Below are 18,212 nucleotides of genomic sequence, written 5' to 3' on the forward strand. Positions count from 1 at the left end.
GTCTCCTACCTGCCGAGTAGCTGCTGCACCTGGTCGGCCGACGGCGTCTGGCCGGAGTTGACCATCTGCATGAGCTGGTCGCGGATGGCATTGGGGTCCGGCGCCGTGAAGCCGCCCAGCTGCGGCAGCGACGGGGTGGCCGGGGCCTCCCGGGGCTGGGCGGCGTCGTAGCGCTGGGTGTCCGTGATCGCGCTGGCGGCCAGCCAGTTCTCCACGTGTACGAGCAGCGTCTGGTACTCGGCCGCGGAGAACACCGAGGCGGGCCCGCCACCGTTGACGTTGATGACGGCCGGTTCGGGCGGCGGGAACAGCGGGATGCCGGCCCGGTTGGCGGCGATGTCCTTCGCCTTGGCGGCCAGCAGGTCCATGATCTCCTTGCCGGTCGACGACAGCGTCAGCTCCTTGGCGAGGTTCGGCGTGGCGCCCGAGGTCATCGTGTTGATCCGCTCGACGACCTGCCACGGCGAGGTCACCCCGTACGCCTTCTGCACCTCGGCGTTCTCGATGATGTCGACGCAGACCCGGATGTGGTTGCCGATCCGCCGGGCGGCGAACGCGGTGTACGCCCAGCCGTGCATGGACGAGTAGCCGAGCAGGTCGCGGGCGGTCTTGCGGACCGCGGCGTCCTGGGGCTGCACGCTGCGGCGGTTCTGCGGGCCGCCGGTGAGGTACTCGCTGAGGTAGAAGCCACGTTCCCGCTCGGAGACCGCCGAGCAGAACCGCAGCAGGTAGTCGTCGAGCTCGCTGATCCGGTCGTACTGGATCTGCCGGGCCGCCGGGTCGAGCCGGTCCCGGGCGCCCCACACGTACGGGTCGAACAGCCGGCCGGCCGGGTCGCCCACCGGGAGCACCCCGTCGCTCCAGTCCTGCGCCGCCTGGTCGACGGCGAGCATGAGCCCGGCCCGGTCGAGGTGGTTGGCCGCGCCGATCATGGCGCAGGCCCGGATGTTGGACGGCTCGTACGCGCCCTGCGTGTTGTCCTCGGTGATCAGCGGCGGCAGGTCGAGCGTGTCGTACTGCGGGGTGAGGCCGACGAAGTCGTCGAAGGCCGAGCGCGCCTTGGCGGTGGTGTTGTCGTTGACCGGTCCGCGGTCGACGACCTCGTCGGAGACGAACGCGACCTCCTGCACGCTCGGCTTCTGCGAGCCGTTGAAATCGTTGATGAGGCGGAACACCGAGAGGTAGACCTCGATGCGCCGCAGGTCGGCGGCCGGGGTGTCCACCTTCGGCAGCTTCGCGCCGCCCACGGTGTCCGGCCGGATGTAGCCCTCGTTGAACTGCTCGACGAAGGCGTCCTCGAAGCCGGGGCTCTTCGTGTCGTAGTAGCTGTCCCGCAGCAGCGCGCCGGTGACGTACCCGGCGTGCGCCTTGGCCGGCGGCGTGGTGAGCGGGATGTCCCGCGCGTTGAAGAGCTTCTCGATCCCCGTCAGATAGGCGTCCGGATCGAAGGTGTCGGGGAGGTTGCGCATGTCGATGGTGATGTCGGCGAACTTGCTCTCTGGCATGGCGTCGTCCTTCCGATCCTGTGCCAGGTCCTTGTCGATGGCGTCGCGGATGGCCGCTGCCAGAGTGGTTTCGTCGGTGTCCCGCGGCGCGGCCAGGCCGAGCCGTCCGGCCAGCCCGCGGAGCACGGCCAGCCGCAGCCTCGGCGGGTTGTTCGCGGCCGGGTCGTCGGTGTTCTTCGAGACGGTCTGCAGGCCACGCCGTTCACCGTTGTCGAGCTCGGCGTACCTGCGCTCGACATGCTCGTGGACGGCGTCCCAGCGGGCGTCGCCGGCTCGAGGCGGATAGTCGTCCGGCCACAACAACTGGTACACGAGCAGGGCCAGCCGGAGCACATGCGGCGGGTTGCTGCTCATCGTGGACTCCAAGTGTTGTCGGCGGACAGGTCGGCGTCGCATCGGGCCAGCGCCCCGACCACGTCGAGAACGCCGGCGCCCACCTCGCGGGGTGGGGCGTGGCTGCGCCGGGCGCCACCGGTCAGCCAGGAGCGCACCCGCTCGGGCCCGGCGGAGGCGCCGGCGGCGCGGGCCCGGGAGACCAGCAGCGCGCACGCGCCGGTGACGAAGGGCGCGGCGTGCGAGGTGCCGGTCGCCCGGCGGTAGCTGTGGCGGCCGACTCCGATCACCCGCTCGCCGGGCGCGGAGAGCGCGATGTGGTCGCCGTACGAGCTGAACGACGACCGCGCGCCGGTGGGGGAGACCGAGCCGACCGCGATGACCCGGGGATCGACGGCCGGGTGATAGGCCTCGGTCGAGCCGGCGTTGCCGGCCGCCGCGACGAGCACGCACCCGGCCCGGGTGGCGTAGCTGATGATCGCCTCGTGCGGCGGCGGGGCGTACGGATCGAGCGCCGACTCCGGCGTGCCGAAGCTGAGGTTCAGCACGTCGGCGCCGAGGTCCGCGGCCACCTTGAGGCCCAGGTTGATCTCGGTGATCGCGCCCACCCCGAACCGCTCGGCATCCGGCCCGGCCCCGGCGTGGGTGGCCGCCGCGAGGACGCGGATCGGCAGCACCCGGCACCGGCCGCCGACCCCGCGGGGCAGACGCCATCCCTGGGCGCCGATGACGCCCGCGACGTGGCTGCCGTGCCCGACGTCGTCGGTGGGCGCGAAGTCGCGGCCCCGGCTGTCGCCGACCAGCACGGTCTGCTCGTCGAGGCCGCCGAGCCCGAAGTCGACCACGTCGTAGCCGCTGAGCAGCTTGCGTTGCAGCTCGGCGTGGCCGAGCGAGACGCCGGTGTCGACCACCGCGACGGTGACCCGCTCGTCGCCCGGCTCGCTCTGCAAGGCCTCCCGGGCGCGTACGAAGTCGTACGGCGCGACGATCTCGTCCGGCTCCGGTCTCGCGATCACCGCGACGCTGCCGGTCGTGGCCAGGGGCTCCACGGTGGCGCTCTCCACCACCGGGAGCGCGCGCAGCGCGTCCACCACGCGGTCGGCGCGGCCGGCCTCGGCCAGCTGGAGCCGGTAGGTGCGGGACAGGCCCAGCTCGTGCTCGACGTCGTCGTACGCGAGGCCGCGCGCACCGACCCGGCCGAGATTGCGCCGGGCGTGGTAGACGGCGGTGGCCCGGAACCCGCCGGCGAGCCCGCGGACGGTCCGGTCGAGCCGGCCGCCGGTGATCCGGTCCGCGGCCCGCGCCGCCCCGACCAGGACGTCGAGCTGCGCGGGCATCCGCGGCGCCGTCTCGCCGGCCCGCAGTGTCACGACCACGTATCCGTGGTGCCGGCGGCTCATGACGGCTCCCACACGGCGCCGTTGGCGGCGCTTTCCACGGCGCCGCTCAGGGGAGCGCCGCTCAGGGGAGCGCCGCTCGGGCCGCCGCTCGGGCCGCCATTCGGGCCTTCGACATCGTCGCCGAGCTGGAACGACAGCGTCTGGCCGTCGCCGAGCCGCAGGTCGAGCCGGCCGCGCGGGTCGCGCGGGCCGAGGTCGACGACGGCGTGCGACGGCCCGGACTCGACGATCGGCACCCCGACCCCGTCGAGCGTGGCGTTGCCCTTGGTGGTCAGGCCGTCGAGGTTGTCGCCGTCGATCCGCAGTCGCCGGGTGCCGGGCGGCACCCGGACCGGCTGCACGGCCGGATCGGGGGCGAGCCGCGCCGGGGGCGCCTCCGGCTGGACGGCGCGCACGGCCGGGCGGCCCGCCTGCAACGCCGCACGCAGGCGGTTCACCGGCAGGTCGGCGAACTGGGCGACGGCGCTCTCGCTGGACTCCGAGGACAGCCGGCGCAGCTGGGCCACGTTGCGTACACCGAGGCGCTCCAGCTGCCGCTGCTCGGCGGGGGCCAGGCCGGCCTCGTTCAGCGTCGGGCCCTGCGTCTCGGCGATGTCCACGGTGTTCTCCCGGATCATCGTCCGGGTGATCGTGGTGAAGCCGACCGACACGGTGCTGGCGCCGGCCTCGTTCGGGCCGGCGCTGCGGAAGCGGACCACGCCCTCATCGTCCATCTCCACGAAGACCTGCAGGCTCAGGGAGAACTCGCGGATCGCGTACGTGAGGGGCCGGTTCACCGCCTTGAGGCTCAGCGCGTCCTGGGTGCGGTCGAGCTGGGAGGTGATGGCCTCGAGGAAGTCCTGCACGGCGAAGCTGTCGTCAGCCGCCATCGTCCACCTCCTCGGACACGACGACCCGGATCCGGGCGGTCGAGGTGGCCGGCAGGAAGCCGGCCTTCCACCGGGAGTGGGGCACCCGGCCGAGCACCACGAGGCGGCCGTCGACGGTCTCGGTGGCCAGTTCCAGGGGTACGGCGAGGTCGGCCTCGCCGATGCGCAGACCGGCGCCGGGCTCGGGCTCCAGCGCCCGGACCAGGTTGGTCAGGGTGTGGTGCAGCTGCGGCCGGCTCATCGGCGCGGCCTCCACGGGTCGTAGGCGGAACCGTCCGTGGGCGGCGGGCTCTGCGTGGCCGGCAGGCTCTGTGCGTTTTGCGCAGCCGGCAGGCTCTGTGTGGCCGGCATGCTCTGTGCGGCCGGCATGCTTTGCGCGGGGGCCGTGCCGGCGGCGGCGGGGCCGGCGGCCGGTACGGGGCTCACGGGTGCCGCACCAGCCGCCGGGGTCTGCGTTGCGTCGGCCGCCGGGGGCAACGGCGTCGACGACGGCACGGTGGCGTTCTGGTTGATGAGCTGGATGGCGGCGGAGTTGGCGAAGCTGGAGAGGGGCAGCACGTCGCTGACGAACTTCACCCGGACCTCGCCGGTCAGGTCGGTGCGCAGGTTGATGTCGCTCTGCGCGTTGAGACTGACCGTGTTGACCATGATGCCGTTGCCGGAGAACGTCGACTTGCCGGACGTGCCGGCCATGTTGCCCATGCTGGTCTGGGTGGAGTCGAAGTTGACCGTCGTCGTCTCGGAGGAGTCCACGTGGAACTGGATCTTCGCGTTGATCTCGCCGTCGCTGATGATGATCCGGTTGAGCCCGAGCAGCACCATCGTCGCGAGGGTCTGGTGGCGTTGCTCGGCCATGCTCTTGCGGGCGGCCGGGACGATGACCGACTCGACCGAGTCCGGGTCGATCTCGGCGGGCATGTCGAAGCCGAGGTCGGTGAAGAACGTCGGGAGCTGCTGGGTCGGGTTGCTGAGGTCGACGTCGAGCGACGGCGTGCCGCTCGCCGTGTTCTTGGTGAAGACCGACGGGTACCGGTCGACGAGGTAGTCCCGGGCCGAGTCCTCGGTGACGTTGTCCTGCATGTAGGCGTCGACGGTCTTGGCGACCTCCTGCAGCAGCGTCGCGTACGCCTCCATCTGCTGGATGGTCGCGTCCACGATGGCCTGGAAGGTGCCCTTGATCAGCGCGGAGACGAAGGACGGGAAGTCGACGGCGTTGAGGGTGGCCCGGGCCAGCTCGCCGACGCGGCCCACGGTGCCGCCCCCGCCGGCCGGAACGCCGCCCGGTGCGGGCTGCGCGCCACCCGGCGCCGGCTGTCCACCGCCCGGCGGCTGCGTGCCGCCCGGCCGCGGCAGACCGCCCGGGCCGAGCGGATCGGCGAGACCGCGGGCCGGCGGTCCGGCGGCGAGCCCGCCCGCCCAGGGGCCGCCCGCCGAGGGATCGGCGGTGAACCCGCCCGCCGAAGGACCGGCGGCGAGGGCGAGACCGCCGGGTGGGGGATCGGGGGAGAGGTAGCCGCCGATCTGGCCGAGCGAACCCATCAGCGACCGCCGGGTCTCCGGCGGCAGCTGCCGGTAGGCCGGGGCGCTGCGCAGCGCCGCGGCCACCGAGTCGACCACGGCGCGGGGGCCGGCGGGCGAGGTCATCAGGACACCGTCACCCGCGCGAGGCTGTCCCCCACGGACGGGTCGGTGACCAGCCGGACGATCCGGTCGCCCCACGGCTGGCCGGTGGCCCGGCTGCCCAGCGCCTCGATCATCTGCTGGTAGGTCATCAGCGGCACCGGCGACGCGACGCCGGCGGCCTGCCGGACGGCGAGGATGCCGGTCAGCGCGGCGTGGGTGAGCGGGCCGAACTGGTCGTCGACCAGCAGGTCGGGCTGCGAGCGCTGGAACTCCTCGACGCTCGCCATGCCGATCGTGGCGAGGGCCGCGTCGCGCAGCGCGGTGGTCTGCAGCGGGCCGACGGTCTCGACGACCCAGGCCATGCCGCCGGTCGGTCCGCGGTGGGCCGCGCGGTCGAAGACGATCGCCAGGCCGCGGGGCGTGGCGAGGCCGAGGTCGGCGCAGAACCGCAGGACCGGGTCGAGGTAGAGCCCCGAGGCGAGCTCGATCTGGGCGCCGCGGAACGGCGGGTACGCGCCGGCCGCGCGGAACCGGTCGGGCCACTGCCCGGTCCACAGGTCGTCGCCGGCGACCGGCTGGACCCGGGCCGACCGTCCCTCGGGGAGGTCGCGGGCGAGCGGGCCGGGCCGGTTGGTGACGTCGAGCAGGGCCGGGGCGTCCGGGCCGAAGATCTCGGCGAAGCGGGCCGGGTCGCGGCGCTGCATCAGGCCTGCGAGCTGGCCGAGCTCGCCGCGGTCCTGGTTGAACGCGACGATGCCGAACGAGAGGCCGAGGTGGTAGCGCTGGTAGGCGGGGTGGTCGGTGCCGGCCGCGCCGGTGAACTCGGCGTCGGCGCTGACCATGGCGTACAGGTCGGTGTCGGCGCCCACGTAGGTTTCGATGATCTCCCGTTTGGCCTCGGGCGGCAGGATCGGCGCGGCGGGGCGGGTGAGATCGGCCGGGGCCGGGGCCGTCGGGGACGGGCCGGCGTCGGGCAGGTCGAACTCGTCGGCGGGTGGGGCGGTCTGGTCGCCGTCGGAGAGGTTGCGGGGGCGGCCCTCGGCGTCCCAGTCGTCCCAGCCGTCGGAGTACCAGTCGTCCGCGGCGGCCACGGCGGTGCGATGGCCATTGGCCACTGCGGCGAGGCCGTTGGTGGGCTGGCTTCCGGGGACGCCGGCCGCGCCGTTGGGGGACGGCGGTGGTGCGGCGTAGGCCGGGGCGGGTTGCGGCGCGGGCGCGTACGCCGGTGTGGGCTCGTATGTGGGTGTGGGCGCGGGCGCGTAGGCCGCCGGTGGGGGCGGGGGAGCGGGAGTGGCGGGCGGCGAAGCCGGTGGGGGCGGCGCGGAGACGGGCGCCGCCGCTCTTTGCACCGCGGGGACCGGCGTGGCGGGTGCCGTCGTGGCGAGGCGCTGCCTCATGTCGTACCCGTCCTCGCCTTCCATCCGGTCACGGTCGGCCGGAACGCGCGGCACCGCCGCAAGCCCTCGCGACGCCGGCGTCATCCGGCGCAAGCCGGCCGCCCGCGCGACCACGGCGCCCCGCGGCGCGAGCATGCCCAGCGGAACGCCGAGCGTCTCGGTGCGGGTGTGACCGGTGAAGCCCGGCAGCATCGACACGCCGGCCGCGGCATAGGCCAGGAGCTCCGGCGACGCGGCCGGCGCAGCGGCGGAACCCTGCTCGTCGGCATAGCCCACGACCGTGTAGAAGACGCGCCCGCCGTCCGGGTTGGCGCGGGCGAAACCGGCGATGACGCCGACCGGGGCGATGTACCGGCCGTAGGCGTCCGCCGACCGGGTCAGACCGTCCTGCCGGGACGCGTAGAAGTTGTCCGCGGTCCGCCGGTCGGCCGCCGACGGCGAGAAGAGATCGGCCGAGGTGGCCAGCACGATCTCGAAGAACGGGCAGTCCGCCGGGTCGACGGCGAGGGTGAGGCTCGGGAAGGCGTTGCTCAGTGCCCGGGTGGTCGCCCGCACGGTGGGCCGGGTCAGCGACAGGGACAGCGACTGGGCGGCTGGGCCTGCGGCCGGGACGGCGAGCAGCGCGGTGATGTCGATGAGTCCCGGGTCCCAGTGCGCGTTCTGCGGGACGTGCTGATGTCCCAGCCAGCCGGAGCTGGCCTCCCACGCGGCGTTGTCGAGGCGGGCGGTCGCGTTCTCGCCTTCGGCGTCCTTCTTCCCGGCGAAGGCGACCGACGACGAGTTGGCCACGCCGGCGTTCGCCTCGGCCCAGCGCATCCACTGGCCGAGCGCCTGGAACGTGTCCGGCTGGTCTGCGGCCATCGTGGCGGTGTTCGCGGCGGAGTAGATGATCTCGATCTGGATCGCGCCGAAGCGGTTGGTCTCCGGGGGACCGGACGGGTTGGCGAGGGCCCGCGCGGCCACCGTGACCGGGAAATGCTGCCAGAGCTGGGCGACGGCGCCGGCGCCGTCGCGGCCCACCGTGAAGTGGGGCGGATTCGGGTACGACGGCAGCGTCGTGCCCTCGGTGGTGTGCAGGACGCCGCGCCGGGTGGTCGTGGTGAACGAGCCGCCGGGGCTGGTCTGCTGCACGTCGCGAATGGCGCTGGGATGCCAGCCGCCGGAGAGCGCGGTGCCCGCGTACGCGTCGGCGGCCGCGCGCGTCCCGTTGCCGACCTGGCCATCGCAGCCGATGCCGGCCGACAGCTGGAACGCCTTGACCGCCTGATCGGTGGCGGCGTCGAAGGTGCCGGTGGGCGCGGCCGCGGCGATCAGGAACCCGCGGTCGATCAGCCACTGCTGGAGCTCGGTCACGCCGTCTCCGGCGGAGCCGACCTGCAGGACGCCCGTTCCGAATGTCATGACGTTCCTCCCGATTCCCAACTCATCCGGCCCGGAGCGCGCGCCCGCCGCGGATCGGGGTCAGCAGCTCCTCGATCCGGGTGGAGGGCAGGATGCCCAGCTCGCCGAAGAGCAGGGCACGGAATTGCTCGTACTGGCGCAGCGCCTCGGCCGCGTTCGCCTCGGCCAGGTGCGCGCGGATCAGCAGGCGGTGCGCGCTCTCCCGCAGCGGCTCGGCGGCGACCGCGGCCAGCGCCGACTCGATCGCCGACGGGATGTGCCCGCGGTCCAGCTCGCGGCCGGACAGCTCCTCGAGCGCGTGCAGGCGTAGCTGGCGTAGCTGTTCGCGGGGCTCGCTGAGCCACGGCTCGTACCAGTCGGCCAGCAGGTCCCCGCAGGACAGCCGGCGGCAGGCCTCGCCCGTGGGCCCGGCATCGCCGCCCGCGAGGATGCGGCGGGCCAGGTCGAGGGCGTCGCGGGCGTCAACGCCCACGCCCGCGCTCACGCGCAGCCGCCCGTTCGTCTGGTCCACAAGGTCGTCGCCGGCCTTGCGGAGCCGCCACAGCGCCGCCCGCAGGTAGCCGAGCGAGCGGGGCTCGGGCGTGTCGGGCCACAATGTGTACGCCACGTAGGAGCGCAGCACCGGGCCGCTCGCGAGCGCCAGGAAGGCCAGCACGCGGCGGGCGCCCTCGGCCAGTGGGATCTCCACGCCGTCGGCGACGAGCGCGAAGGTCTCCACGAGCCGGAGGCGCACCGGCCGGGCTGCTGCGGGATTCACCCCGCCATCGTTGGCCCCGCGTGTGTCCCCGCCGTAAGCGCGGGCGTATCCGGCGCGTCGCGGTGGCGTATCGCAAGGTGTGTCAGGCGATGCTGCGCTCCCGGTTGACGGCCGGCCCGTGCTCGGCGGGCAGGTGCGCCTCCGGCCGGCCCTCGATGTGCAGCTCGGGGAGGAGCCGGCCGAGACCGCGCGCCACGGTCGCGTTCGACGAGGGAAACTTGCGGATCGACGTCGCCAACACCCTGCCCGCGACGTGGGAGCACGCCCTGCCCGACTCGGGTCACGGACTGGCCGGGATGCGCGAACGGGTCGAGATCATGGGCGGGACGTTCGCCGCGGGCCCGGACAACGGCGGCTGGCGGCTCGGCGTCACCCTGCCGCTCGGTTCGGAGCGGTCATGATCCGCGTGCTCGTCGTCGACGACCAGGAACTCGTACGCGCCGGTGTGTCGCTGCTCTTACGCACGGCCGGCGAGGACGTCGTCGGGGAGGCGCTCCTGGCGCCCGCGGTGCTGGCTCGGGTGGTCGCCCGCGCCCTCCGTGCCCACCAGGACGAGAGCAGTCCCAGGGAGCTGGCCGCCTTGACTCCGCGCGAGCGCGAGGTGCTGGCGCTGGTCGGCGCCGGCATGTCGAACGCCGAGATCGGCAAGCTGCTGCATCTCGGCGTGACCACGGTGAAATCGCACGTCGCCGCGGTGACCGAGAAGCTCGGGCTGCGCAACCGGGTGCAGGCGGCGGAAACGGCCCACCGGCTCGGCCTCGTCGACGACGACTTCCGGCCAACTGTCGGGTTCAGGATCTGAACTTATCCGGTTACCCGCGAGGTGGCAGGCTGTTGGTGTGCGGACCTATGGGCAGTACTGCCCTATCGCCAGGGCGTCGGAGCTGCTGGCCGAGCGCTGGTCCCTCATCATTCTCCGCAACATTGTGATCCTGGGTTGCCGGACGTTCAACGAGATCGCCGACGGCGCCCCCGGGCTCTCCCGTGGGCTGCTCTCCAAGCGACTGCGAGAGCTGGAACGGGCCGGCGTGATCGAGATCCGTCCCAAGCCCGGCGGCTCCGGATCGACGTACGAGCCTACTCAAGCCGGTCGCGAGCTCTCCGCCGTCATGGTGGCTCTGCAGCACTGGGGGTCGAGGTGGGCCGATCTCATGCCGGAGCATGCTCACCCGGGCATCGTGCTGTGGATGTGGGCGACGTTCTACCTGGACCGTGACCGGTTCCCGCAGAAACGGGTGCTGATCCGGTTCGACTACCCCACCCTGGCCCGGCCCGGCAGCCGCAACTGGCTGCTGATCGAGCGGGGCGACGCCGAGATCTGCGAGAAGCACCCGGGCGGCGAGGAGCAGTTGGTTGTGGTGGTGCACGACCCGATGGCGTTCGCCCGCTGGCACCTCGGAGAGATCCGCTGGGGCGACGCGCTGCGCTCCGGGGCGATCGAGGTGAACGGCTCCCGTGCGTTGGCTCGAGCCCTGCCGACCTGGCACCGCGATCAACAGCGTGGCCCGCAGCCGCTGCACGCGGCAGCCTCCGCCTGACCCGTCCGGTTCAAACACTGCACTTCTGTCGCGGTCCTGCGGCCTTCACCATCGAGCTTGCTTGCGTTCGTCATCGGACCTTGCGTTCGTCATCGGACCTTGCGTTCGTCATCGGAAATGCGTTCCTCATCGGAAAGCGGAATGAGACGTGGTGGTCGCAGTGTCCAGTCGGTTCCCCGTGGTCGTGGTCGGAGCGGGTCAGGCAGGTCTGGCGGTGAGCTATGAGCTGACCGCTCGCGGGATCGAGCACGTGGTGCTGGAGCGGGCACGCATTGCCCAAACCTGGCGGGGATTGTGGGACAGCTTCCGCCTGGTGACGCCGAATTGGACCATGAGCCTGCCGGGCGCCCCCTACAGCGGCGACGACCCGGAAGGGTTCGTACCCCGTGATGAGATCGTTCAATACCTGCACCGGTACGCGTCGAGCTTCGGCGCGCCGGTTCGCGAGGGCGTCGGTGTGGACAGCCTCGAACCCGCGCCCAACGGCGGGTTCCTGCTCCGCACGTCGGCCGGCGAGGTGCAGGCCGCGTCGGTCGTCGTGTCCACGGGCGCCTATCAGCGGCAGCACCGCCCCGATGTCGCGGCGGGCTTCCCGCCCGAAGTGCTCGCCATCAATGCCAAGGACTACCGCAACCCGGCAACCCTTCCGCCGGGCAAGGTCCTGGTCGTGGGCAGCGGCCAGACCGGCTGTCAGATCTCCGAGGAACTGTGTGAGGCGGACCGCGACGTGTTCCTGGCCTGTGGACGAGCGCCGTGGCTGCCCCGCCGGGCCGACGGCCGCGACATCGTCACCTGGCTCAACGAGACCACCTTCTTCGACACCCCATTGAGCGCCCTGGCCCCACCCACAGCCCGGCTGGGCGCCAACCTTCTGCTGACCGGCCGACGAGGCGGCCATGACCTGCACTACCGCACGTTGCAGACCATGGGCGTACACCTCCTCGGCCACCTGGCCGGGGTGCAGGGACGCCGGGCCTACTTCGCCGGCGACCTGGCCGGCTCGGTCGCCTTCGGCGATGCCCGCTACGCCGACATTCGCAAGCTCCTCACCGAACAACTTCCCGCCAAGGGCATCACGGCGCCACGGCTGGCCGACCCTGCGCCGTTCCACGCCGACCCACCGCGGGAGCTGGACCTCACCGGACTCGGGGTGGTGATCTTCACTTCCGGCTTCCGCCCCGACTACACCCGCTGGATCCGGTTCCCGGCCTTCGACGCCATGGGCTTCCCGCTCACCGACGACGGCGCCAGCACGGTGGTCCCGGGCCTGTTCTTCTGCGGTGTCCACTTCCTGCGCAAACGCAAGTCCGCCGTGCTGTTCGGCGTGGGCGAGGACGCCACGATCGTGGCCCGATCGATCGCACGCCACCGATCACAGCGTCACGTAGCCCCAGCGAACGGCTGACGCCTTCAGATGCGGGACATCACGGGGGCGAGAGGGCTGTCATCATGTCGGGCGTGCGGGACACGCTCTACGACTTGACCAAGCAGGAGAAACGAGCCGCGGTACGTGCGTACCGGCAGCTTCCGCTCCGCGATCGGCGGGATGCCATCCGGGAGGCCGGACACGGTCGACCGCATCCGGACCCGGCAGTGGCCGCCGTGGTGGAGCAATGGTCACGCGCCGTACTGCGCCGGGCGTGGTGGAACAAGCTTCCGGGCTGGGTGCAGCCCTCGGCCTGCGTGGCAATGACGCTGATCGGCTGGTGGCTCGGCGACGCCGGCATCGTATTCCTCGTCTGTGGCCCCATCGCGTTCGTGGTCGGCCTCGTGGAGTGGGGCACCCGGCTAGCGGCGCGGCAGATTTTGAAGGCAGCTCACCACAGCGCGGCTCCGCCGACAACCGTATGAAACCAAGCATGATTGCCGCCGGCGTATCAGGCGCGGTCGTGGAGAGTGACCTGGTAGCCGTCGGGGTCGGCGAAGGTGAACGTCCGGCCGAAGGGTCCGTCGATCGGTGCGGAGACGATGGTGTGGCCGTCGGCGACGAGGGCGTCGTGAATGTCCTGGACGTCTGTGGCATGGAGCCAGATCGCCGCGCCGATGCCGGGCTGAGCGACGGACGCAAGATCGGTGCCAGGAACGATGTCGCGCAGAGCGAACGCGATCGGCTTCGTCTCGAAGACGACGGCGTGCGGAGGTCCCGCCGGAGAGCGGACGAGGCCAAGATACTGCTCGTAGAACGCCTGCGACGCGTCGAGGTCGCGTGCTTGCAGGGAGATGAAGTCGGGGCCGGTGGCGGGCATGATAGTGCTCCTTCCTTCGTGTCAGCCTTCTGACACGCACCAAGGTATGTCAGAATGCTGACATGAGTCAAGACGATGCCGGCGTCGACCTGGAAACTTCACTGGGCTACCTGCTGAAAGAGGCGTCGAGCGCCCTCCGCGCGGCCATGGAGGCGGTGCTGCGGCCGCTGGGGATGACCGTGACGCACTACTCCTGCCTCGAGCTGCTGGCGCAACGCCCGGGCTTGTCGAACTCCGAGCTTGCGCGGGGAGCGTTCGTGACAAGGCAGTCGATGAACGTATTGCTTCAGACCTTGGAACGAGACGGGTACGTGACCAGGCCGGCGCAGGCACCCGTGGGGAAGGTTCTGCCCACGCGGCTCACACCACGAGGTCGGCGAAGCCTTGCGAAGGCGTCGGCTGCGGTCCGATCCGTCGAGGTCAGGATGCTAGGCGGTATGACTGAGGCCGAGCAGTCGGTTGCGTACACCATTCTGCAGAGCATGATCCGTTCCCTGAGAGACCCTGACGAGCCCCAGCGATGACACCCAACTGAGGCGTTTCTCTCCGGGAGCCGCGTTGCGTCGCCGCGGGACGATGGTCGACATGCGTCGATGGGCTCCGGTGGCCGTTGTCGGCGGTCTGCTCGCGTGGACCGCGCTGGCGACGCCGCTGAGCGTGGCGATCGGCGAATACTTCGCCTACTACGATCCGCAGTCCGACCCGGAACGGCTGGAGTTCCACCGCGACCTGGCGGCGCACGTGTACACGGCCGGGCACTGGCTCGGGCAGCTCGTCGCGGCGCTCGCCGGAGCCTGGCTGGTCGCCCGCTCGGGGGCGTACCGCCCGGCCACGATCGGGCGGGCGGTTCTGGCGGGTGGGGTGCTCGGCCTCGTCACCGGCACGGTGGCGATCGCCGCCGGCATACGCCCGATGCGCGCCAACGGGTACCCGAGCGTGGCCCCCGACCCGACGATGCTCTCCGAGCCCGCGGTGCGCTGGTGTCTGCTGGCGAGCTTCGTGTGTTTTCCGCTGTGGGCGGTCATGGGGGCGGCCATCGGCGGGCTGATGCGCAGGGGCGGGCTGATCGTCTCCGCGGCTGCGGTTCTGTGCCAACCCGTCACGCTTCTGTTGTTGGTGGGGGCGGTAGCGCCGCCGTCGAGCCACCCGGTGGCGGTCTCGCTGATCGCCGACGTCGGCGTGACGGCGCTGCTGATGCCGGCGATCCTGCTTGCCTGGGCCACGCTGGCCACGGCGGCGGCGACCGTCGTGAGCCGGCGCCGGACCGGTTGACGTCCACGGCAGGCGATATCTGCTTCGTCGCCGTCCTTCGGGTGATGCCCGGAGACGCCCGGGTGTCACGATCCTGGCCTGCCGTTGGCCGGACTGCCGAGCGGGTTACCGTCTCGGGGGTGGACTACGAGCTGGCGCAGGTCAACGTCGCCCGGATGCGGGCGCCTCTCGGCTCGCCCGAGCTTGCGAGCTTCGTGGCCGCAGTCGATCCGGTCCTACGGCTGGCGCAGGACAGTGACGGGTTCGTCTGGCGGCACGCCGACGCGCACGGTCACAGCGTCACGGTCGAGCCCGACGGGGACACCACCATGGTGGTCAACGTGTCGGTCTGGCGTTCGTACGAGGCATTGCACGCCTTCGCCTACCGCAGCCCGCACGGCGCGTTCATCCGGCGGCGAGCCAACTGGTTCGTCGCCACCCCGCAGCCTTCGACAGCCCTGTGGTGGGTGCCGTCGGGCACGCGGCCAACGGTCGAAGAGGCCCTGCGGCGGCTGGCGCTCCTGCGCCGTTACGGCCCTTCACCCCGAGCTTTCGGTCTTCGTCGTCGCTACCAGCCGGACGGCACGTCCGTACGACCGACCCGTCGCTGACCGGCGCACGGACTCACCCGCGGGAGCCGGACGCCCGTTACCAACTGGGATCGGCCGTGGTGTGCGGCCGGATCGATGATGGGCGGGAGCCGTCCACGTCGGTGAAGCCGTACTCGTCGGCCAGTTCGGCCGCGACCAGGCAGCGGCCGGTGTGACGCCGTACGTCGGGGTCGGCCGCGAGGGCCGCGACCGCCCGGCCGACGAACTCGGGAGATTCCGAGTTGGACAGGTCGAAGAAGCTCGCCGCCCGCATCACGCTCTCGGTGCGCACCAGCCCGGGATACAACGAGACCGCGGTGACGTCGCGTGCGGCCAGCTGAGCGGCGCTCACCGCGACCATCCGGTCGTCGGCGGCCTTGGCCACGCTGTACGCGACTTGGTCGTCCCCGTTGAGGTAGCTGCCGGGGAAGAACGACACCGTCACGACAAGCGCGCCGGGCCGTAGCACCGGCACCGCGAGCACGGTGGCCGCATAGTGTGCGCGTACACCCGACGTGAACATGTCGTCCCACACCCGCAACGGCTGCTCCCAGAACGGGCCCTCCATGTCGGCGTGGCGGTCCTCGTGGTAGGCGGCATAGCCGCCCCACACGTTGTTGACCAACAGGTCCAACCCGCCCTGCTCGGCCCGCACGCGCTCGAACAGCGCGGCCGTCTGCTCGTCGTCGGTGTGGTCGCACACCACCGCCACGCCGGTGCCGCCGGCCGCGGTCACCGCCCGGGCAGTCTCTTCCACCGTGCCGCCCAGCGTCGGAAAGGTCACCCGATCGCCGGTCGAGCGGCCGGTCACGTACACCACGTGCCCGGCCGCGCCGAGCGCCACTGCAATCCCCTTGCCCACTCCCCGGCTGGCGCCGGTCACCACCGCTATCCGTTGCTCTGTCATGGCAGAGAGGGTGACAGAGCGGTACGACAAGAACGGCCGCTTTAAGATCCACCGGCGGGTACGCGAACTGGTCGCTGACCGACCCGTACCCGATGGATTGTGCTGTCTGCGGCGCTGCGATGACCTTGACCTTCACCGCGGGCTCGGCCGACTGGAACGGCACGCATTGCAGTTGGCGCCCGTCGGAGGAGGACTCGAACGCGTCCCCGGACACCGCCGGCGTGCAGATCGGGCGTGGCTACTCGCTGTACACCTTCCGCTGCCCGGAATCCTTCGACCACCCCCCGGCCACGGCAATGCAGTGACGCGTCCTCCCGCCATGGCTTGCCGACGTTGCACACCCTCACCCTCGACGGTCCTGACGGGTAATCTGCACGACGGGACAAACCGACGAAGGGCAGCGGATCATGAGCGACGGCAACACGGGTGCCAACATCGCGCAGCCGCCGGACGAAGATGGCGACGCCGTGCTCGCCCGGATCACGCCGGGCATGGCCGTCATGGACGTCAACGGCGAGCAGGCCGGCACGGTCGGCGGCGTCCACTTCGCGGGTACCGAGGTCCTGCCGGAGGCTCCGCTCGGGGTCGCCGAAGACCTGGTCGACACCGGCTACGTGCTCATCGACGGCGCCGGGCACCTGGCCAACGACACCTATGCCGGCGGCGATCAGATCGACGACGTATCCGATGTGGTCACGCTGAACGTGCGGCGCCTGGACCTGGTCCGGGTCGAGTCCACGACGGCCTGACCTGGGGCGATGAGTCGGGCTCGAGAAGTTGGCCGCGTCGATTTCCTCAGTGGCCGATCTTGTCCAGCTCGGCGAGGTCGTCCGCGGAGAGCGACAGCCCCGCGCCGACGACGTTCTCGCGCAGGTGTGCTGCCGACGACGTCCCGGCGATCAACAGAATGTTCGGCGAGCGGTGCAGCAACCACGCCAGCGCGACGGAGATCGGCGTCGCGTCCAGGCGCGCTGCCACCGACGACAGAAGCGAGGACTGCAGCGGGCTGAAGCCGCCGAGCGGAAAGAACGGGACGTAGGCGATGCCCTGTCCGGCGAGCGTGTCGATCAGCTCGTCGTCGTGGCGGATCGCGAGGTTGTACAGGCGCAGACGTTGCGTTCCCTCGAGCGCGACGGTCTGGTCAGTCGCACCGTGACGCCGACCGTGCCCGTCACGGTCTCCTACGAACTGACTGACCTGGGTCTCTCCCTGCACCGGATGATGCGCGGCCTGAAGACCTGGGCCGAGACACACATGGACGACGTGTTGGTCAACCGCGCCGCGTACGAGAACACGACCGCCTGAACCGAGGCCGGCCAACCATCCCTGGGGAATGATGTCGATCACGTCCGTCGATACGAGGATCGAGGAGCCGGATCCCAACCCACGGGAGATTACGATGGGCTGCCTGTTCGCGCTTTTCGCCGGGGTCTTCCCCCGGCTCGGTCTCTTCATCGTCTGGATCGCTCGGCCGGCACTGGTCAACGCCGCGTTCGATACGTGGATCTTCCCGCTGATCGGGATCATCTTCCTGCCGTTCGCGACCTTGATCTACGTCGTCCTGTACACGCCCGGAGTCGGCCTGACCGGCTGGGAATGGTTCTGGGTGGTCGTCGCGGGCCTGCTCGACATCACGCACTGGCTGGCCAGTGCGACACAGCGCCGCCAGATACCGGGCTACAACAGGGCCTAGAACTCGCCCACTCCAGGGTGTGTCCCGGAGCCGTCCCAGTGCTGATCGCTGCGGACGGCGGGGGCGTCTTCGGCCGGGCGGGCGCCGGACCGGCCTTGGGTGAGCCGGATGCGGGCAGCGGCCAATGCTGCCCCACCCACGAGGAAGGCGAGCAACCCGACCACGACGCGCTGCGCGAGCGTGCCTTCGCCCCAGCCGGCGACCGTGACGGCGCCGGAGAGGACCAGCAGGGCCGCGACGACGAAGAAGGCCCCGACGAGACAGTATCCGATGATGACGGCCGCGTACGCACTCCGCGAGATGGCCGCCGAACTCTGGCGCTCCATCTATCTACACATAGACACCGTTCCTCCCCGCGAACAAGGTGAATTGCTGCGCGAATCAACGGGAGAGTGGCGGGAAAAGGGGAACGCGTGCGTTTCTGAACGCACGGTGCGTGCATGACAAGAGAGCTTGGGCCGGGCCCGCCCGGCGGCCGCGCGTGGAGCGGTACCACGCGCCCAGCCGGGCGCTGCGGCGGGGACCCGGGGCTTACCCCCGGATCTTGGACACGGGGTTTATGCGGCTTGGGCCAGCGTAGCTGGTGCCGTTCGGATGCTGTTCTCGTGGCGTTCGGGGATTGCTGTCCGAGCCGGGAATGGCGCCGGACGGTGTTGTAGCGGTGCAGCCAGCGGAACGAGGCCATTCGTGCCTCGCGCTCGT

The 18,212-nt window shown here is 71.5% G+C and carries 21 protein-coding genes and 2 pseudogenes; 12 read left to right on the forward strand and 11 right to left on the reverse strand.

All coding sequences use genetic code 11. From position 1 onward, the window contains the following. Positions 1 to 5 precede the first annotated feature (5 nt). The 7 genes from ACIA5D_RS42670 to ACIA5D_RS42700 are packed head-to-tail and all read right to left on the reverse strand — an operon-like array spanning position 6 to position 9,285. Positions 6 to 1,859, reverse strand: coding sequence for a hypothetical protein (locus ACIA5D_RS42670; RefSeq protein WP_396036355.1), 1,854 nt, complete (start codon positions 1,857 to 1,859; stop codon positions 6 to 8). After that, positions 1,856 to 3,238, reverse strand: a complete 1,383-nt coding sequence (locus ACIA5D_RS42675; protein ID WP_396036356.1) for a S8 family peptidase — start codon at positions 3,236 to 3,238, stop codon at positions 1,856 to 1,858. Before ACIA5D_RS42675 ends, ACIA5D_RS42670 begins: the two co-directional genes overlap by 4 nt. After that, complete coding sequence (locus tag ACIA5D_RS42680; RefSeq protein WP_396036357.1) at positions 3,235 to 4,107, reverse strand: hypothetical protein; 873 nt, start codon at positions 4,105 to 4,107, stop codon at positions 3,235 to 3,237. Before ACIA5D_RS42680 ends, ACIA5D_RS42675 begins: the two co-directional genes overlap by 4 nt. Further along, a complete protein-coding gene (locus tag ACIA5D_RS42685) occupies positions 4,097 to 4,348 on the reverse strand; it encodes a hypothetical protein (RefSeq protein WP_396036358.1) in 252 nt (83 codons plus the stop codon). The genes ACIA5D_RS42680 and ACIA5D_RS42685 overlap by 11 nt, the downstream gene beginning before the upstream one ends. Further along, complete coding sequence (locus ACIA5D_RS42690; protein WP_396036359.1) at positions 4,345 to 5,751, reverse strand: hypothetical protein; 1,407 nt, start codon at positions 5,749 to 5,751, stop codon at positions 4,345 to 4,347. The genes ACIA5D_RS42685 and ACIA5D_RS42690 overlap by 4 nt, the downstream gene beginning before the upstream one ends. Next, the gene (locus tag ACIA5D_RS42695; protein WP_396036360.1) at positions 5,751 to 8,528 is read right to left on the reverse strand and encodes a peptidoglycan-binding protein; all 2,778 of its coding nucleotides are present in this window, start codon (positions 8,526 to 8,528) and stop codon (positions 5,751 to 5,753) included. Before ACIA5D_RS42695 ends, ACIA5D_RS42690 begins: the two co-directional genes overlap by 1 nt. Positions 8,529 to 8,550: 22 nt before the next feature. Then, positions 8,551 to 9,285 (reverse strand): BTAD domain-containing putative transcriptional regulator, encoded by a 735-nt coding sequence (locus tag ACIA5D_RS42700; protein WP_396036361.1) that lies wholly within the window; start codon positions 9,283 to 9,285, stop codon positions 8,551 to 8,553. A 218-nt stretch (positions 9,286 to 9,503) separates the two neighbouring features. Here ACIA5D_RS42700 and ACIA5D_RS42705 point away from each other — a divergent pair, with 218 nt between their 5' ends. The 5 genes from ACIA5D_RS42705 (at position 9,504) to ACIA5D_RS42725 (ending at position 12,674) form a co-directional block, all read left to right on the forward strand. After that, on the forward strand, positions 9,504 to 9,686 hold the full coding sequence (locus tag ACIA5D_RS42705; RefSeq protein ID WP_396036362.1) for a hypothetical protein: 183 nt from the start codon (positions 9,504 to 9,506) through the stop codon (positions 9,684 to 9,686). Beyond that, a complete protein-coding gene (locus ACIA5D_RS42710; protein ID WP_396036364.1) occupies positions 9,683 to 10,087 on the forward strand; it encodes a response regulator transcription factor in 405 nt (134 codons plus the stop codon). The genes ACIA5D_RS42705 and ACIA5D_RS42710 overlap by 4 nt, the downstream gene beginning before the upstream one ends. A 37-nt stretch (positions 10,088 to 10,124) precedes the next feature. Next, positions 10,125 to 10,823, forward strand: coding sequence for a winged helix-turn-helix transcriptional regulator (locus ACIA5D_RS42715; protein ID WP_396036365.1), 699 nt, complete (start codon positions 10,125 to 10,127; stop codon positions 10,821 to 10,823). A 160-nt stretch (positions 10,824 to 10,983) separates the two neighbouring features. Continuing rightward, complete coding sequence (locus ACIA5D_RS42720; protein WP_396036366.1) at positions 10,984 to 12,228, forward strand: flavin-containing monooxygenase; 1,245 nt, start codon at positions 10,984 to 10,986, stop codon at positions 12,226 to 12,228. 53 nt (positions 12,229 to 12,281) lie between these two features. Beyond that, positions 12,282 to 12,674 carry a hypothetical protein gene (locus tag ACIA5D_RS42725; protein WP_396036367.1) on the forward strand — a complete coding sequence of 131 codons (393 nt, stop codon included), beginning with the start codon at positions 12,282 to 12,284 and terminating at the stop codon, positions 12,672 to 12,674. 26 nt (positions 12,675 to 12,700) lie between these two features. Here ACIA5D_RS42725 and ACIA5D_RS42730 read toward each other — a convergent pair whose 3' ends face one another. Next, a complete protein-coding gene (locus ACIA5D_RS42730; RefSeq protein WP_396036368.1) occupies positions 12,701 to 13,069 on the reverse strand; it encodes a VOC family protein in 369 nt (122 codons plus the stop codon). A gap of 62 nt (positions 13,070 to 13,131) precedes the next feature. On the opposite strand from ACIA5D_RS42730, the gene ACIA5D_RS42735 reads away from it, so the two are divergent. The 3 genes from ACIA5D_RS42735 to ACIA5D_RS42745 all read left to right on the forward strand — a co-directional run bounded on the left by ACIA5D_RS42735 (position 13,132) and on the right by ACIA5D_RS42745 (position 14,931). After that, entirely contained in the window at positions 13,132 to 13,593 is a 462-nt protein-coding gene (locus ACIA5D_RS42735) for a MarR family winged helix-turn-helix transcriptional regulator (RefSeq protein ID WP_396036370.1), read from the forward strand. 61 nt (positions 13,594 to 13,654) lie between these two features. Further along, entirely contained in the window at positions 13,655 to 14,341 is a 687-nt protein-coding gene (locus ACIA5D_RS42740) for a hypothetical protein (protein WP_396036371.1), read from the forward strand. Positions 14,342 to 14,460: 119 nt separating this feature from the next. Then, positions 14,461 to 14,931, forward strand: coding sequence for a DUF3291 domain-containing protein (locus ACIA5D_RS42745; RefSeq protein ID WP_396036372.1), 471 nt, complete (start codon positions 14,461 to 14,463; stop codon positions 14,929 to 14,931). 37 nt (positions 14,932 to 14,968) lie between these two features. On the opposite strand, the gene ACIA5D_RS42750 is transcribed toward ACIA5D_RS42745, so the two are convergent. Beyond that, the gene (locus ACIA5D_RS42750) at positions 14,969 to 15,817 is read right to left on the reverse strand and encodes an SDR family NAD(P)-dependent oxidoreductase (protein WP_396036373.1); all 849 of its coding nucleotides are present in this window, start codon (positions 15,815 to 15,817) and stop codon (positions 14,969 to 14,971) included. A gap of 119 nt (positions 15,818 to 15,936) precedes the next feature. Between ACIA5D_RS42750 and ACIA5D_RS42755 the strand changes: the two genes are divergently transcribed. Both ACIA5D_RS42755 and ACIA5D_RS42760 read left to right on the forward strand, forming a co-directional pair. After that, complete coding sequence (locus ACIA5D_RS42755) at positions 15,937 to 16,122, forward strand: hypothetical protein (protein ID WP_396036374.1); 186 nt, start codon at positions 15,937 to 15,939, stop codon at positions 16,120 to 16,122. Positions 16,123 to 16,224: 102 nt separating this feature from the next. Continuing rightward, positions 16,225 to 16,566, forward strand: coding sequence for a hypothetical protein (locus tag ACIA5D_RS42760; RefSeq protein ID WP_396036375.1), 342 nt, complete (start codon positions 16,225 to 16,227; stop codon positions 16,564 to 16,566). Positions 16,567 to 16,612: 46 nt separating this feature from the next. Here ACIA5D_RS42760 and ACIA5D_RS42765 read toward each other — a convergent pair. After that, a pseudogene (locus ACIA5D_RS42765) lies at positions 16,613 to 16,918 on the reverse strand (aldo/keto reductase); the annotation flags it as partial. A 6-nt stretch (positions 16,919 to 16,924) separates the two neighbouring features. On the opposite strand from ACIA5D_RS42765, the pseudogene ACIA5D_RS42770 reads away from it, so the two are divergent. Next, positions 16,925 to 17,122: pseudogene (locus tag ACIA5D_RS42770) on the forward strand (winged helix-turn-helix transcriptional regulator); the annotation flags it as partial. Positions 17,123 to 17,150: 28 nt separating this feature from the next. Beyond that, a complete protein-coding gene (locus tag ACIA5D_RS42775; RefSeq protein WP_396036376.1) occupies positions 17,151 to 17,510 on the forward strand; it encodes a hypothetical protein in 360 nt (119 codons plus the stop codon). Here the strand turns inward: ACIA5D_RS42775 and ACIA5D_RS42780 are convergent. Then, complete coding sequence (locus ACIA5D_RS42780) at positions 17,507 to 17,836, reverse strand: hypothetical protein (protein ID WP_396036377.1); 330 nt, start codon at positions 17,834 to 17,836, stop codon at positions 17,507 to 17,509. The two genes, ACIA5D_RS42775 and ACIA5D_RS42780, sit on opposite strands and share 4 nt — an antisense overlap. Positions 17,837 to 18,212 lie beyond the last annotated feature (376 nt).

The sequence above is a fragment of the Actinoplanes sp. NPDC051513 genome (assembly GCF_044454685.1).
In the GTDB taxonomy this organism is placed as follows: Bacteria; Actinomycetota; Actinomycetes; order Mycobacteriales; family Micromonosporaceae; genus Actinoplanes.

What these genes read in the sequence shown, in the direction of transcription:
- ACIA5D_RS42670 (WP_396036355.1), bottom strand. Translation starts at nt 1,859, where the DNA reads ATGAGCAGCAACCCGCCGCATGTGCTCCGGCTGGCCCTGCTCGTGTAC.
- ACIA5D_RS42675 (WP_396036356.1), bottom strand. Translation starts at nt 3,238, where the DNA reads ATGAGCCGCCGGCACCACGGATACGTGGTCGTGACACTGCGGGCCGGC.
- ACIA5D_RS42680 (WP_396036357.1), bottom strand. Translation starts at nt 4,107, where the DNA reads ATGGCGGCTGACGACAGCTTCGCCGTGCAGGACTTCCTCGAGGCCATC.
- ACIA5D_RS42685 (WP_396036358.1), bottom strand. Translation starts at nt 4,348, where the DNA reads ATGAGCCGGCCGCAGCTGCACCACACCCTGACCAACCTGGTCCGGGCG.
- ACIA5D_RS42690 (WP_396036359.1), bottom strand. Translation starts at nt 5,751, where the DNA reads ATGACCTCGCCCGCCGGCCCCCGCGCCGTGGTCGACTCGGTGGCCGCG.
- ACIA5D_RS42695 (WP_396036360.1), bottom strand. Translation starts at nt 8,528, where the DNA reads ATGACATTCGGAACGGGCGTCCTGCAGGTCGGCTCCGCCGGAGACGGC.
- ACIA5D_RS42710 (WP_396036364.1), top strand. Translation starts at nt 9,683, where the DNA reads ATGATCCGCGTGCTCGTCGTCGACGACCAGGAACTCGTACGCGCCGGT.
- ACIA5D_RS42730 (WP_396036368.1), bottom strand. Translation starts at nt 13,069, where the DNA reads ATGCCCGCCACCGGCCCCGACTTCATCTCCCTGCAAGCACGCGACCTC.
- ACIA5D_RS42735 (WP_396036370.1), top strand. Translation starts at nt 13,132, where the DNA reads ATGAGTCAAGACGATGCCGGCGTCGACCTGGAAACTTCACTGGGCTAC.
- ACIA5D_RS42740 (WP_396036371.1), top strand. Translation starts at nt 13,655, where the DNA reads ATGCGTCGATGGGCTCCGGTGGCCGTTGTCGGCGGTCTGCTCGCGTGG.
- ACIA5D_RS42750 (WP_396036373.1), bottom strand. Translation starts at nt 15,817, where the DNA reads ATGACAGAGCAACGGATAGCGGTGGTGACCGGCGCCAGCCGGGGAGTG.
- ACIA5D_RS42755 (WP_396036374.1), top strand. Translation starts at nt 15,937, where the DNA reads ATGACCTTGACCTTCACCGCGGGCTCGGCCGACTGGAACGGCACGCAT.
- ACIA5D_RS42760 (WP_396036375.1), top strand. Translation starts at nt 16,225, where the DNA reads ATGAGCGACGGCAACACGGGTGCCAACATCGCGCAGCCGCCGGACGAA.
- ACIA5D_RS42775 (WP_396036376.1), top strand. Translation starts at nt 17,151, where the DNA reads ATGATGTCGATCACGTCCGTCGATACGAGGATCGAGGAGCCGGATCCC.
- ACIA5D_RS42780 (WP_396036377.1), bottom strand. Translation starts at nt 17,836, where the DNA reads ATGGAGCGCCAGAGTTCGGCGGCCATCTCGCGGAGTGCGTACGCGGCC.